Below are 14,352 nucleotides of genomic sequence, written 5' to 3' on the forward strand. Positions count from 1 at the left end.
TGGCCCGACCCCCGAAAAGTGTGGTAGCCCTTCGGGCAGGTCATACGGTGGGGAACACGGAGGCCCCTTGTGGCTGGGAGCCCAGCCCGCCGCGCGGAGCGCGGCGAAGAGCGCCGCTGCGCGGCGGGGCAGCGCGAAGCGCGGCTTCCGCCGCGCTTCGCGCGAAAGTTGGTTGCCGTCAGGGCTTGGTGACGTCGTCCGGGTCCAGGGCCTTGCGGCGTTCGTTGCCCACCTCGGGCGCCAGCCACAACACCCCCGCCGGGGGCAGTTGCAGCACCGCCGAGGCGGGCCGCCCGTGCCAGGGCTTCTCCTCGGCCTCGACCCCGCCCATGTTCCCCACCCCGGACCCGCCGTAAGCCGACGAGTCCGTGTTCACGACCTCACGCCACCGCCCCGCCACCGGCAACCCCACGCGGTAGTCGTGGTGCGGCATGCCGGCGAAGTTGGCCACGCACGCGAGCAGCGACCCGTCCTCGCCGATGCGGACGAAGCTCAGCACGTTGCCCGCCGAGTCGTTCGCGTCGATCCACGAGAAACCCTCGGGCCGGTTGTCCTGGCTGTAGAGCGCGGGCGACTCGCGGTACACCGCGTTCAGGTCAGCCACCAGCGCCCGGACACCGGCGTGGTACGGGTTCTCCAGCAGGTGCCAGTCCAGCGAGCGCGACTCCGACCACTCGCCCTGCTGCCCGAACTCGCCGCCCATGAACAGCAACTGCTTGCCCGGGTGCGCCCACATGAACGCCAGCAACGACCTCAGCCCGGCGGCCTTGTTCCAGTCGTCGCCGGGCATCCGGGCCCACAGCGAGCCCTTGCCGTGCACCACCTCGTCGTGCGACAGCGGCAGGACGAAGTTCTCGCTCCACGCGTACACCAGGGAGAACGTGATCTCGTTGTGGTGGAACGACCGGTGGACGGGCTCGCGGGACAGGTAGTGCAGGGTGTCGTGCATCCAGCCCATGTTCCACTTGAACCCGAACCCCAACCCGCCCAGGTGGGTCGGCCGCGTGACGCCCGGCCACGCCGTGGACTCCTCCGCGACCATCACCACGCCGGGGTGTCGCTTGTAGACGGTCGCGTTCAGCTCCTGCAGGAACCGCACCGCGTCCAGGTTCTCCCGGCCGCCGTACTGGTTGGGCAGCCACTGCCCTTCCTGCCTCGAATAGTCCAGGTACAGCATGGAGGCCACCGCGTCGACCCGCAGGCCGTCGATGTGGAACTCCTCGATCCAGTACAGCGCGTTCGCGACCAGGAAGTTCCGGACCTCGTTGCGCCCGAAGTCGAACACCAGGGTGCCCCAGTCGGGGTGCTCGCCGCGCCTGGGGTCCTCGTGCTCGTACAGCGCCGTGCCGTCGAAGCGGGCCAGGGCCCACGAGTCCTTCGGGAAGTGGGCGGGCACCCAGTCCATGATCACGCCGATGCCGTGGCTGTGCAGGACGTCCACGAAGTACCGGAAGTCGTCCGGCGAGCCGAACCGGGACGTCGGCGCGTAGTACGACGTCACCTGGTAGCCCCACGACCCGCCGAACGGGTGCTCGGCGACGGGCATCAGCTCGACGTGCGTGAACCCGTTCTCGACCACGTACGACGACAGCTCGTCGGCCAGCTCCCGGTACCCCAACCCGGGCTTCCACGACCCCAGGTGCACCTCGTACACGCTCATCGGCGCGTTGATCCACGCCGTGGCGTCGCGCCGGGCCGTCCACTCGGTGTCGCCCCACTCGTAGGTGGACCTCGTGACGACCGAGGCGGTCTGCGGCGGCGTCTCGGTGGCGAACGCCATCGGGTCGGCCTTCTCGTGCCACGCGCCGTCGCGGCCGAGGATGCGGAACTTGTACCGCGTGCCGGCCGGGATGCCGGGGATGAAGATCTCCCACACGCCGGACGACCCGAGCGAGCGCATCGGGTTGGCGCGGCCGTCCCAGCCGTCGAAGTCGCCGCACACCCGCACGCCGCGCGCGGTCGGGGCCCACACCGCGAACGACACGCCGCTCACCGCGCCCGACGCCGTCTCGTACGTCCGCACGTGCGCGCCGAGCACGTCCCACAGCCGCTCGTGCCGGCCCTCGCCGATCAGGTGCAGGTCCAGCTCGCCGACCGTGGGCAGCCACCGGTACGGGTCGTCCACCTCGACCGCGGCGCCGGGGTAGGCGACCTCCAGCCGGTAGTCGCCGGGGTGCTCGGGCAGCCCGCCCTCGAACAGGCCGTCGGCGACCCGGTCCAGCTCCCACGTCTTGTCGCCGGCCACCAGGGACACCGCCGTCGCCCCGGGCCGGAACGCCCGCGCCACCACCTCGCCCGAGGCGAGGTGGTGCACGCCGAGCACCGAGTGGGGGTCGTGGTGCGCCCCCGCGAGCAGCCGGTCGATGTCCTGTGGGTTCATCGCTTTCCCTCTCCCGTGATCCGCGCGATCGACGACAGCGGCACCGTCAACCACTCCGGCCGGTTCGCGTGCTCGTAGGAAACCTCGTACACGGCCTTGTCCAGCTCGAAGGCCCGCAGCAGGTAGCCCCGCTTGCGCGGGTCGCCCACCGAGGACGCGGCGGCCTCCGCGTAGCCCTCGGTGAAGGCCGCCCGGTTGCGCCGCGACCACTCCAGCGCGCGCACGGCGAGCTGGTGGTCCTCCGGCTGCCCGACCAGCAGCTGGTGGGCCGCGTAGTCGAACGACCGCAGCATGCCCGCCACGTCCCGCAACGGCGAGCGCAACGCCGTGCGCTCGGCGATCGGCGCGCCCGGCTCGCCCTCGAAGTCGATCAGCAGCCACCCGTGGACGGTGCGCAGCACCTGGCCCAGGTGCAGGTCGCCGTGGATGTGCTGGATGGCGATGGCGCCCGGCGTGTCCCGGGCCGCCTCGAACGCCTCGCGCAGCGCCGGCACGTACGGCCGCAGCTCCGGCACCGCCGCCACCACCGAGTCCAGCCGCGCGGTCATCGCCCGGACGGTCTTGTCGATGTCGTCGGCGTCGGCGTGCTCGGTGCCCAGCGCGCGCTCCAGGTCGGCGTGCACGGTCGCCACGGCCTGGCCCAGCCGCTGCGCCTCGCCCGCGAAGTCGCCGCCCACCTCGTCGGCGTGCAGGTCGCCCTCGGCCATCAGGTCCCGCACGCTGGTGGTGGCCATCGCCCAGCCGTCCACGGCGTCGGGCAGGAACTGCTGGAGCATGCCGACGGTGGTGACCTGGCCGTCGAGCCGGCCGGTGATCGAGCCCAGCGGCCTCGCGATGTGCTCGCAGCCCACCCGGTGCAGCGCGCGTTGCAGCACCAGGTCCGGGTTCTCGCCCAGGGTGAGCTTGCGGAACAGCTTGAGGATGTACTGGCTGCCGAACACCAGCGACGTGTTGGACTGCTCGGCGGTGATCGGCCGGCCGCGCAGCCCCTTGTTCAGCGTCACGTCCGGCTCGTGCTCGAACACCAGCCCGTCCACGGTCGCGCCGTCGGCGAGCAGGTCGAGCAGCCGCCCGGCCAGCTCCGGGTCGCCGGTCGCGTCGTGGTTGTCCACGGTGTCGCTGACCAGCAGCTGGTAGGGCTCGCGCCGGTCGGGCTGCTCCACCTCGACCACCAGGTGCACCAGCACCGGGTCGGCCTCGCTCAACACCGTCGTCCGCAGTGGACGGACGCCGGTGACCGGCCGGTCCTTGCCGCCGAACCACCGCTGCGCGGGCAGCAGCCCGGGCAGCTCGGCCACCACCTCGGCCACCAGCGCGCGGGGATCGGTGCTCGTCCGCGGGTTCATCTCGGTGCTCACCTCGCCTCGCCCTCGTCGCCGGCCTCCACCAACTGGAACCAGTAGAAGCCGTGGCCCGGCAGGGTGAGCAGGTAGGGCAGCTCGCCCACGGTGGGGAAGTGCACCCCGCCCGTCAGCTCCACCGGCCGGGTGCCGAGGTGCTCCGACAGGTCCAGCTCCACCGGCTGCGGGAACCGCGACAGGTTGTTCACGCACACCACGATGTCCTCGTGGCCGTCCGGGCGGCGCCAGCGCCGCCGGTAGGCCAGCACGCTGGGGTTCGAGCCGCCCAGGTCGTGGAAGTCGCCCTCGGCGAACGCGTGGTGCTGCTTGCGCACCTCGATCATCCGCCGGGTCCAGTTCAGCAGCGACGACTGGCTGTTGAGCTGCGCCTCCACGTTGAGGCCCTGGTAGCCGTACACCGGGTCCATGATCACAGGCAGGTAGATCCGCCCGGGGTCGCAGGAGGAAAAACCTGCGTTGCGGTCCGGCGTCCACTGCATGGGGGTGCGGACCGCGTCCCGATCGCCCAGCCAGATGTTGTCGCCCATGCCGATCTCGTCGCCGTAGTAGAGAACGGGCGACCCGGGCAGCGAGAGCAGCATCGCGGTGAACAGCTCCTGCTGGTTGCGGTCGTTCTCCAGCAGCGGCGCGAGGCGCCTTCTGATGCCGATGTTCGCCTTCATCCGGGGGTCTTTGGCGTATTCGGCGTACATGTAGTCGCGCTCTTCGTCGGTGACCATCTCCAGCGTCAACTCGTCGTGGTTGCGCAGGAAGATGCCCCACTGGCAGCCGTCGGGGATCTGCGGCGTCTGCGCCAGGATCTCCGAGATCGGGAACCGGGACTCGCGGCGCACCGCCATGAAGATGCGCGGCATGAGCGGGAAGTGGAACGCCATGTGGCACTCGTCGCCGCCCACCTCGGGGTTGCCGAAGTACTCGACCACGTCCGAGGGCCACTGGTTGGCCTCCGCGAGCAGCACGCGCCCGGGGTACTCGTCGTCCACGACCTTGCGGCAGCGCTTGAGGAAGTCGTGGGTGCGCGGCAGGTTCTCGCAGTTGGTGCCCTCCTGCTCGAACAGGTACGGCACGGCGTCCAGGCGGAATCCGTCGATGCCCAGGTCCAGCCAGAACCGCAGCGTGTCCAGCATGGCCTCCTGGACGTCGGGGTTCTCGTAGTTCAGGTCCGGCTGGTGGGAGAAGAACCGGTGCCAGAAGAACTGGCCGCGCACCGGGTCGTAGGTCCAGTTCGACGTCTCGGTGTCCACGAAGATGATCCGCGCGTCCGGGTACTTCGAATCGTCGTCGCTCCACACGTAGTAGTCGCCGTACGGGCCGTCGGGGTCGGAGCGCGACTGCTGGAACCACGGGTGGGCGTCGGAGGTGTGGTTGAGCACCAGGTCGGTGATCACCCGGATGCCGCGCCGGTGCGCCTCGTCGAGCAGGTAGACGAAGTCCTCGACGGTGCCGAACTCCGGCAGCACCGAGCGGAAGTCGGAGATGTCGTAGCCGCCGTCGCGCAGCGGCGAGGCGTAGAACGGCGGGAGCCACAGGCAGTCGACGCCGAGCCACTCCAGGTAGTCCAGCCGGGAGGCGAGCCCGCGCAGGTCCCCGGTGCCGTCGCCGTTGGAGTCGCTGAACGCGCGCACCAGCACCTCGTAGAACACCGCGCCCTTGAACCAGTCCGGTTCGCGCGGCGCGAGCCTGGCCGAGCGGAAGTCCTCCGCCTGGGGCTCGACCAGGAGGCCATCCGCTCCGATGGCCTCCCCGGTGTGCGGCACGCCTTCCAGTCCGGTCAGCGCGGCGTCGGGTCGGGGGTCTTCTGCCATGTGCTCCACCTCGTCCCACCTCATCGGGGGTACGTCTGATCGTCCCCCGCGTGCGGCCGCGGGGGACTCGAGTAGTCGACGGCTTGCCTGCTAGCTGCTGAACCTGCGCTGCACGGCCACGATGTGCGCCGACGCGCGCCAGGGTTCGAGCCGGACGTAGTTGGCCTGCCCCCAGTCCCAGGTCTCCCCGGTGACCTCGTCGTGCGCGATCAGCCGTTCCGGCCAGTCGTAGCCGAGCGAGGGCAGGTCCAGCCACACGGTGCCGTCCTGCGCGTTGTGCGGGTCCAGGTTCACCACCACGACCACCGTGTCGCCGCTGCCCGGGTCCTGCTTGGAGTAGGCGATGAGGGCGGGGTTGTCGACGTGGTGGAAGCGGAGTGTTCGCATCTGCTGCAACGCGGGGTGCGCCCGCCGGATGGTGTTGAGCTTGCGCAGCCACGGTTCCAGCGAGCGGCCCTCGGCCACCGCCTTCGCGTAGTCGCGCGGGCGCAACTGGTACTTCTCCGAGTTCAGGTACTCCTCGCTGCCCTCGCGCACCGCCTGGTGCTCGAACAGCTCGTAGCCCGAGTACACGCCCCACGTCGGCGACATCGTCGCGGCCAGCGCGGCGCGCAGCGCGAACATGCCGGGGCCGCCGTGCTGGAGGGACTCGTGCAGGATGTCCGGGGTGTTGACGAACAGGTTCGGCCGGGCCTCGTCCCAGTGCTCGACCAGTTCGACGCCGAACTCGGTCAACTCCTCCTTGGTGGTCCGCCAGGTGAAGTAGGTGTAGCTCTGGGTGAAGCCCAGCTTGGCCAGCCCGTAGAGCCGGGCGGGCCGGGTGAACGCCTCGGACAGGAACAGCACGTCCGGGTGGGCGTCCTTCACCGTCCAGATCAGCCACTGCCAGAAGTCCGGCGGCTTGGTGTGCGGGTTGTCGACCCGGAAGATCCGCACCCCGTGGTCGACCCAGTGCAGCACGACCCGCAGCACCTCGTTGTAGATGCCCTGGGGGTCGTTGTCGAAGTTGACCGGGTAGATGTCCTGGTACTTCTTCGGCGGGTTCTCCGCGTAGGCGATGGACCCGTCCGGGCGGGTGGTGAACCACTCCGGGTGCTTGAGCACCCACGGGTGGTCCGGCGCGCACTGGAGGGCGAGGTCGAGCGCGACCTCCAGGCCCAGCTCGCCGGCGCGGGCGACGAAGGCGTCGAAGTCCTCGATGGTGCCCAGCTCGGGGTGGATCGCGTCGTGGCCGCCCTCGTCCGCGCCGATCGCCCACGTCGAGCCGGGGTCGTCCTCGGTGGCGGTGAGGGTGTTGTTGGGGCCCTTGCGGTTGACCCGGCCGATCGGGTGGATCGGCGGCAGGTAGGCCACGTCGAAGCCCATCGCGGCGATGCGGTCGAGTTCCTTGGTGGCGGTGGCGAACGTGCCGTGCACCGGGACGCCGGACTCGTCGACCCCGCCGGTGGAGCGGGGGAAGAACTCGTACCAGGAGCCGAACGCGGCGCGCCCGCGGTCCACCCAGACCTTCTGCGCCTTGCCCTTGGTGATCAGCTCGCGCACCGGGTGGTCGTGCATGACCTGCCGGACGTCCCCGGCCAGCGCGGGCGCGACGCGCTCGGGCAGCGGCCGGTCCTCGTCGCGCAGCGCGGCGGCGGCGTTGAGCAGCAGCGGCTTGTCCTTGCGCCGGTCGGGTCGGCGGGCGACGCGGTCCAGCAGCCGGGCGCCGGTCTCCAGGTCGTTCTCCAGTTCGCCGGCGCCCTGGCCGGCGGCGATCTTCACCTCCACGGCGTGCAGCCACGTGGCCCACGGGTCCGACCAGGCGTCGACGCGGAACGTCCACGACCCCACGGCGTCCGGGACGATCGTGGCGACCCACCGGTCCAGCCCGACGCCCAGCGGCGCCATCCGGGTTTGTCTGGCGACCCGGTCACCCGGCCCACGCCACGTCACCGTGGCGGCGACGGCGTCGTGGCCCTCGCGCCACACCGTCGCCTCGACCGGGACGTGCTCGCCGACCACGGCTTTGGCCGGGTACCGGCCACCGCTCACGGTCGGGGTCACGTCGTCGATACCGAGTCGTCCGCTCATCGGCAGCGCCCCTCTCACCTGGTGTGACGCTTGCACGGTCAAGTTTGCCCGGCACGGTCGCGCGCGTCGTCACCGGGGACACCCACGTGGAGTTCCTACCCCGTCTGGTTGGATCGCACACTTGGGGACTTGATCGATTCCCGCGATGCAGACACCCGTCCCACATACCGGATCGTGTGTCACACGGCCGGGGGAGTGAACGTGAACTCCTTCCCGCCGGTGCGCCTTGTCGCGGTGCCGCTGTGACCGGATTGCCGAACGGGTGGATTCCGGACACCGCAGTGGAGTGAGCCGGATCGGCCGCCGCTACCGGCGGTTCATGGTGATCTCGTTCAGGTACGTCGGTCTCAAGGGCCTGTTCGTCGTCCGCGTCCCCACGCCGGGTCCGACGAGGTCTTCGGCGACGTGGGGGCCGGCCCCAGTCGCCGCGCAACGCGCCGGCGGTGCCGCGGTTTTCGCCGGCCGGGTGGCGGCTATCCCGGAGCGGGCGACGGCCGGGTGGCGGTCATCCCGGGCGGGCGACGGCCGCCAGAGACGCCGCGGTGCCGCTGCCGCGGAACTCGACAAGTCCGCTCCGGCCGGCGCGGACGATCATCCTCGCCGTCGATCGGCGGAACGGGTGACTCCGCACCCGTGCGTTGCCGCGAACACCGCCAACTGTGTACGAAAGAACACGCGAGGGGCCGTCCGCGCTGGTAGAGCTGGATCGGTCCCTGCATCGGTCCGGGTGACCGTTGCTCCGCACCGCTGGATGGGGGATAAGGTCCGACGCCATGCGAGCACTCCGCCGGTTCACCGTCCGAGCCAGCCTGCCAGAGCCGCTGTCCGCACTGGGCACGCTCGCCCTGAACCTGCGCTGGACCTGGCACCAGCCGACGCAGGACCTGTTCGCCTCGATCGACCCCGCCCGGTGGTCGGAGAGCGCCGACCCGCTGCGGCTGCTGTCCACGGTCGACCCGGAGCGGCTGGAAGGGCTGGCGCGCGACGAGCAGTTCCTCGCCCACACCCGCGCCCTGGCCGACGACCTGCACCGCTACCTCACCGGGCCCCGGTGGTTCCAGCGGCGGCAGGACGAGGTGCAGCAACGGCGTGAGCACGGCAACTACGACCTGAGCCCGCTGCCGTCGGCCATCGCCTACTTCTCGATGGAGTTCGGCGTCACCGAGGCCCTGCCGAACTACTCCGGCGGCCTCGGCGTGCTCGCGGGCGACCACCTCAAGGCCGCCTCCGACCTGGGCGTCCCGCTGATCGCGGTGGGCCTGCTCTACCGGTCGGGCTACTTCCGGCAGGCGCTGTCGCTGGACGGCTGGCAGATCGAGCACTACCCGGTGCTCGACCCGCGCGGCCTGCCGCTGGAGCTGCTCACCGAGCCCTCCGGCGCGCCGATCCTGGTGCACGTGGCCATGCCCGGCGACCGGGTGCTGCGCGCCAAGATCTGGAAGGCCCAGGTCGGCCGCATCCCGCTGCTGCTGCTCGACTCCGACGTCGAGGAGAACGACGAGGACCTGCGCGGCGTCACCGACCGGCTCTACGGCGGCGACCAGGACCACCGCATCCGGCAGGAGATCCTGGCCGGCATCGGCGGCGTGCGGGCGGTGCGGACGTTCTGCGACCTCACCGGCCACCAGAGCCCCGAGGTGTTCCACACCAACGAGGGGCACGCGGGCTTCCTCGGCCTGGAGCGCATCCGCGAACTGGTCACCGGCGAGGGCCTCGACTTCGACCAGGCGCTGGCCGCCGTCCGCGCGGGCACGGTGTTCACCACGCACACCCCCGTCCCGGCGGGCATCGACCGGTTCCCGGTGGACCTCGTGCAGCACTACTTCGGCGCGGAGACGCTGCTGCCGGGCGTGAACACCCAGCGCATCCTCGCGCTGGGCGCGGAGGAGAACCCGGGCCTGTTCAACATGGCCCACATGGGCCTGCGGCTCGCGCAGCGCGCCAACGGCGTGTCCAAGCTGCACGGCAAGGTCAGCCGGGACATGTTCCGGGGCCTGTGGCCGGGCTTCGACGTCACCGAGGTGCCGATCGGGTCGGTCACCAACGGCGTCCACGGGCCGACGTGGGCGGCCACCGAGATGAGCCGCCTGCTCGGCGAGTCCGAGGACACCGGCGTGGGCCTGCGCGGCTTCGAGCCGGTCACCGACCAGCGGCTGTGGGAGCTGCGCAACGACCTGCGCGGCAAGCTGGTGGACGAGGTGCGCCGCCGGACCCGCCAGTCGTGGCTGCAACGCGGCGCGTCGGCGCTGGAACTGGGCTGGACCGACTCGGTGTTCGACCCGGACGTACTCACCGTCGGCTTCGCCCGCCGCGTCCCCACCTACAAGCGGTTGACGCTGATGCTGCGCGACCCGGAGCGGCTGCGGACCCTGCTGCTGCACCCGGAGCGGCCCGTGCAGCTCGTGGTGGCGGGCAAGTCCCACCCGGCCGACGACGGCGGCAAGGCGCTGATCCAGCAGATCGTGCGGTTCGCCGACGACGCCGGCGTGCGGCACCGGATCGTGTTCCTGCCCGACTACGACATGTCGATGGCCCGGTACCTGTACTGGGGCTGCGACGTGTGGCTGAACAACCCGATGCGCCCGCTGGAGGCGTGCGGCACGTCCGGCATGAAGTCGGCCCTGAACGGCGGGCTCAACCTGTCGATCCGGGACGGCTGGTGGGACGAGCTGTACGACGGCAGCAACGGGTGGGCCATCCCGACCGCGGACGGCGTCACCGACCCGACCCGCCGCGACGACCTGGAGGCCGCCGCCCTCTACGACCTGCTGGGCAACCAGGTCGCGCCGCTGTTCTACGACCGCGGTGAGAACGGCGTGCCCACGCGGTGGCTGTCCATGGTGCGGCACACGCTGGCGTCGCTCGGCCCGGCCGTGCAGGCGTCGCGGATGGTGCGGGAGTACGTGGAGAGCCTGTACGCGCCGGCCGCGTCGTCCGCCGCGTCCGTGGTGGGCGAGGGGTACCGGGGCGCCAAGGAGCTGGCGGCCTACCGGCAGCGGCTGCGGGCGTCCTGGACGCGGGTGCGCGTGCTGGACTCGGAACTGACGCTGAACGGGTCGGCCGCGCCGCTGCTGGGCACGCCGGTCGAGGTGCGGGCGCGGATCGAGCTGGCCGGGCTGGAGCCGTCCGAGGTGGACGTGCAGGTCGTGCTGGGCAAGGTCGGCGACTCCGACGAGCTGTACGACGTGGTCACGCACACCATGCACTACTCGGGCAACGGCAATTACGACATCGAGGTGCCGCTGCCGCACGCGGGGGCCGTCGGCTACACGGTCCGCGTGCTGCCGCGCCACGACCTGCTCGCGTCACCGGCTGAGCTGGGTCGCGTCGTGCTGGCGGGTTAGCTCACCCGGACGGATGACCGCCGGTCACGGCCGGCGGTCATCCGCTTTCCTCCGTCGGGGCGGCGTTATGCCATCCGGTGAACTCGCCGCGGTGCGGGGTCCGGTCGACGTGAACGGGCTTACGCTTTTTTCGCGTGGAATAGGTACCCCCGGTGCAGCCCCTTGGTCCCCGGTGCAACGCAGAACCGCGAGAGGAAGCGTGGGCCCGGTGAGGAAAATGGCGTCAACCGCATCGTTGCTAGTCGTCCTGGTGGCCGCGGCGGTCGTTCCGGACGCGCCCGCCGAACCGTCGCGCGCGTCGGCGCCACCCGTCGCGTGCGCCGGCTTGGTGCAGCAGTTGTCCGACACCATGAACTGCGGCCTGCCGGAACCGTCGGGCGGCCCGCCCGCGGTCCCGAGCCGGCCGGTGCGGTAGCGCGCGTCACCGGAAGAGGTGCGGTAGCGCGTCACCGGAAGTGGCCGACCGCCGGAGCCGCTCACCCGAGCCCTCCGCGCACCGGCACTCTTTGCCCCCACCACCGCTCACATACCGCGAGCGATAAGTGAGCGGAACCTTTGCGTGCCACTCCTCCGGGCGACAGATCACCCGACACCGGAATTTTGTGAGTAATGTCAGGCGGACCGGTCGCACGCGCAAGACCGGGGCGCGGGGGCCGGGGACACGCGCCGTCCCCGGCCCACCTCCATTAGCGGAATGCGTTCCCGCCCCACCGAAATTGTCGTACCCGCGTGGGAGAATGGATACCGGGGGCCGGCGGCCGGCCCCAAGTCCTCCCACGGGCCGACCCGAACCGGCTGGAACGCGCCCGAACGCCACGAGCCGCACCCGCCCCGGCCCGCCCCAGCCGGGCTGCCCGCCCCAGCCGGGCTGCTCGACGCGCACGACTTCCGCCGCCGCTTCGGCCGCCGCACCGCGCTGGGTTGCCGTGCGAGGCTGGGTTGCCGTGCGGGGCTGGGTTGCCGTGCGGGGCTGGGTTGCCGTGCGGGGCTGGGTTGCCGTGCGGGGCTGGGTTGCCGTGCGGGGCTGGGTTGCCATGCGGGGCTGGGTTGCCGTGCGGGGCTGGGTTGCCGTGCGGGGCTGGGTTGCCGTGCGGGGCTGGGTTGCCGTGCGGGGCTGGGGTCGCTGCGCCGCGCCCGGTCGCCACACCGAGCCTGGGCCGCCGGCGCCACCCCACCTGCCCGGCCGCCCTCACCCGCCCCGCGGCCCCGCCGTCAGCTGATGTCGAGGCGGGCACTGGTTTCGGCCACCCGCGGCATCCAGCCCGCCAGGGCGCGTGCCTCCTCCAGGGTCCGCCGCGCCGCCGCGTTGTCCCCGGACGCCATCTGCGCCCGGGCGAGCGTGGCCAGCGCGTCGGCCCGGCTCAGCGTCGTCTCCGCCGTCTGCCGCGCCTGCCCGGCCAGCACGATCGCGCGCGGCACGTCGTCCTCCAGCAGGGCCAGTTGAGCCAGGGTCGCCGTCGCCCGGTACCGCGGGTACCCGAGCTGCACCGCACCGTCCGACGCGCGCTTCGCCGCACCCAGCCCGACCTCCAGCGGCAGCTGGCCGGCCTCCATCGCGTTCGCCGTCGAACTCGCCATCTGCGCCATCACGAACGCCATGTCCCGCTGGTCCAGGTCCGTCCGCCCGACCAGGTTGCTCACCAGGTGCAGCGCCTCGGCGTACCGCGTCCGCATCGTCAGCACGGACACCTTCGTCCCGATCGCGGACAGCAGCGTCGGGTGCGCCGCCATCAGCCGCTCGGCCACCTCCTCGGCGCGTTCCAGGTCGCCCGCCTCCAGGGCGTCCGACGCGGCGGTCACCAGCGGCGCGGCTTCCAGTTCCGCGACCACCCGGCCCTTGAGCCTCGGCAGGGTGAACAGGAACCAGCCCGCCGACGTGCCACCCGCACCCCGGCGCGGCACGAGGGCGTTGACGACCACCGCCGTCCCGGCCACCGCGAGCCCCCGCCCGAACGGCCCGTCGAGCAACACCCAGCACACGGCCACGACGCCGGCGGTCAGCAGCACGGACGTCAACGACGTCAGCCACATCCGCCGCCGCACCGGCGCTCGCCCGGCCGTGATGCCCACGGACATCAGCACGGGCACGTTCCGCAGCACGACCCGCAGGCCCGGCCGGTTCCACGTGCGGACCTCGCCGCCGACGCCGATCACCACCGCCGTCACCCGCGCGCCCCACGCGAGCGCCCCGAGCAGCAGCCCGATCTCCAGCAACGCCAACGCGGCGAGCGCGCCGCACGCGGCACCCGCGAGGCCGACCGGGGCGGAGCGGTGGTCCCAGACCACCAGGACGAGGACGACGACCGCCGTCAGCACCTTCCACACAAGCCTGAAGACGCTACCGCTCCGCCGGCGGTTCCCTCAGGTCACCGCCTCGCTCGCACCCGGCCGCACCGGCAGCCCGGCGGCGGCGTACGCGCGGAACCCGCCGACGAGGTCGGTGGCGTTGGGCAGCCCGACGCGCCGGAGGTCGCGGGCGGCGAGGCTGGACGCGTAACCCTCGTTGCACAGCACGACGACGGTCGTGTCGGCGTCGAACCCGGGTATGCGGTGGTCGCCGTCCGGGTCCAGCCGCCACTCCAGCACGATCCGCTCGACCGCGACCGAGCCGGGGATCTCCCCTTCGGCGGCCCGGTCGTGCCGGGGACGGATGTCCACGAGGAGGGCGTTCTCCAGGTGTTCCAGCTCGGCGGGCGTGACGCGGCGCAGCTCGCGCCGGGCCTCGTCCAGCAACGCTTCGGCGCTCACGGCCCCTCCTGGTCGGCCAGTTCCCGCAGCCGCTCCAACGGCAGGCGCCGCGCGGGCAGCGGCGGGATCTCGGGTGGGATGTCCAGCAGGCTCGGGTACTGCCGGGTCGGCACCAGCGGCGGCGAGTAGGCGTGCACGCTGGCCGCGCCGACGGTACCCGCGTTGGTCACCCGGTGCGCCCGGCCGGCCCCGAACCCGATCGCGTCCCCGACCTCCCGCGTCCCCGACCGGACCGGGCCGCCGGGGTAGCGGTAGTCCTCGGCGAGGCGTCCGGTGAGGACGGTGAACGAGCCGGCCGCGCCGCCGTGGTCGTGCGGATCGGTGCCCTGGCCGGGCAGCCAGGACAGCAGCCACAGCTCGACGCCCTCGGTCAGGCCGAGCCGTGCCCACCAGCGCCGTCCGGGGTCGTACCGGAGGACGGACAGCAGCGGGGTGGTCAGTTCGGTCGCGACGACGGAGGTCAGCTCGCGCAGTTCGCGCGGGGTCCAGAGGGCGCGGTCGGGGTGGATGAGGTCGCGCAGGAGGGGCACGTCGAGCGCCGGGTGCAGGTCGGCGCGGGGTGCGAGTGCGGAAGTCACGGTGGAGTCGCTCCTGGTGGCTGCGGTCGGGCTCGGGCAGCGATCACGACGCGACGTGGCCGAGCG

At 72.1% G+C, this 14,352-nt stretch carries 9 protein-coding genes; 2 read left to right on the forward strand and 7 right to left on the reverse strand.

Features of this window, described 5'->3' with window-relative positions; translation table 11 throughout:
* Positions 1-178: 178 nt before the first annotated feature.
* The 4 genes from glgB to ABD126_RS37345 form a co-directional block, all read right to left on the reverse strand.
* Positions 179-2,380 carry a 1,4-alpha-glucan branching protein GlgB gene (glgB, locus tag ABD126_RS37330; protein ID WP_343940154.1) on the reverse strand — a complete coding sequence of 734 codons (2,202 nt, stop codon included), beginning with the start codon at positions 2,378-2,380 and terminating at the stop codon, positions 179-181.
* Entirely contained in the window at positions 2,377-3,726 is a 1,350-nt protein-coding gene (locus tag ABD126_RS37335) for a maltokinase N-terminal cap-like domain-containing protein (RefSeq protein WP_343940229.1), read from the reverse strand. The genes glgB and ABD126_RS37335 overlap by 4 nt, the downstream gene beginning before the upstream one ends.
* Positions 3,727-3,734: 8 nt before the next feature.
* The gene (treS, locus tag ABD126_RS37340; RefSeq protein ID WP_343940156.1) at positions 3,735-5,546 is read right to left on the reverse strand and encodes a maltose alpha-D-glucosyltransferase; all 1,812 of its coding nucleotides are present in this window, start codon (positions 5,544-5,546) and stop codon (positions 3,735-3,737) included.
* Positions 5,547-5,636: 90 nt separating this feature from the next.
* A complete protein-coding gene (locus tag ABD126_RS37345; RefSeq protein WP_343940158.1) occupies positions 5,637-7,616 on the reverse strand; it encodes an alpha-1,4-glucan--maltose-1-phosphate maltosyltransferase in 1,980 nt (659 codons plus the stop codon).
* A 773-nt stretch (positions 7,617-8,389) separates the two neighbouring features.
* Here ABD126_RS37345 and glgP point away from each other — a divergent pair.
* The gene (gene glgP / locus ABD126_RS37350; protein WP_343940160.1) at positions 8,390-10,960 is read left to right on the forward strand and encodes an alpha-glucan family phosphorylase; all 2,571 of its coding nucleotides are present in this window, start codon (positions 8,390-8,392) and stop codon (positions 10,958-10,960) included.
* Between the two features lie 217 nt (positions 10,961-11,177).
* Positions 11,178-11,375, forward strand: a complete 198-nt coding sequence (locus ABD126_RS37355; RefSeq protein WP_343940162.1) for a hypothetical protein — start codon at positions 11,178-11,180, stop codon at positions 11,373-11,375.
* Positions 11,376-12,172: 797 nt separating this feature from the next.
* Here ABD126_RS37355 and ABD126_RS37360 read toward each other — a convergent pair.
* From ABD126_RS37360 to ABD126_RS37370, 3 genes are read right to left on the reverse strand one after another with little or no spacing between them, the layout of a single operon-like run.
* Complete coding sequence (locus tag ABD126_RS37360; protein WP_343940164.1) at positions 12,173-13,285, reverse strand: tetratricopeptide repeat protein; 1,113 nt, start codon at positions 13,283-13,285, stop codon at positions 12,173-12,175.
* A gap of 36 nt (positions 13,286-13,321) precedes the next feature.
* Entirely contained in the window at positions 13,322-13,708 is a 387-nt protein-coding gene (locus ABD126_RS37365; RefSeq protein ID WP_343940166.1) for a rhodanese-like domain-containing protein, read from the reverse strand.
* A complete protein-coding gene (locus ABD126_RS37370) occupies positions 13,705-14,286 on the reverse strand; it encodes a cysteine dioxygenase (protein WP_343940168.1) in 582 nt (193 codons plus the stop codon). Before ABD126_RS37370 ends, ABD126_RS37365 begins: the two co-directional genes overlap by 4 nt.
* Between the last annotated feature and the right edge of the window lie 66 nt (positions 14,287-14,352).

This window comes from Saccharothrix mutabilis subsp. mutabilis, assembly GCF_039521145.1.
GTDB classification, from domain to species: Bacteria; Actinomycetota; Actinomycetes; order Mycobacteriales; family Pseudonocardiaceae; genus Actinosynnema; species Actinosynnema mutabilis.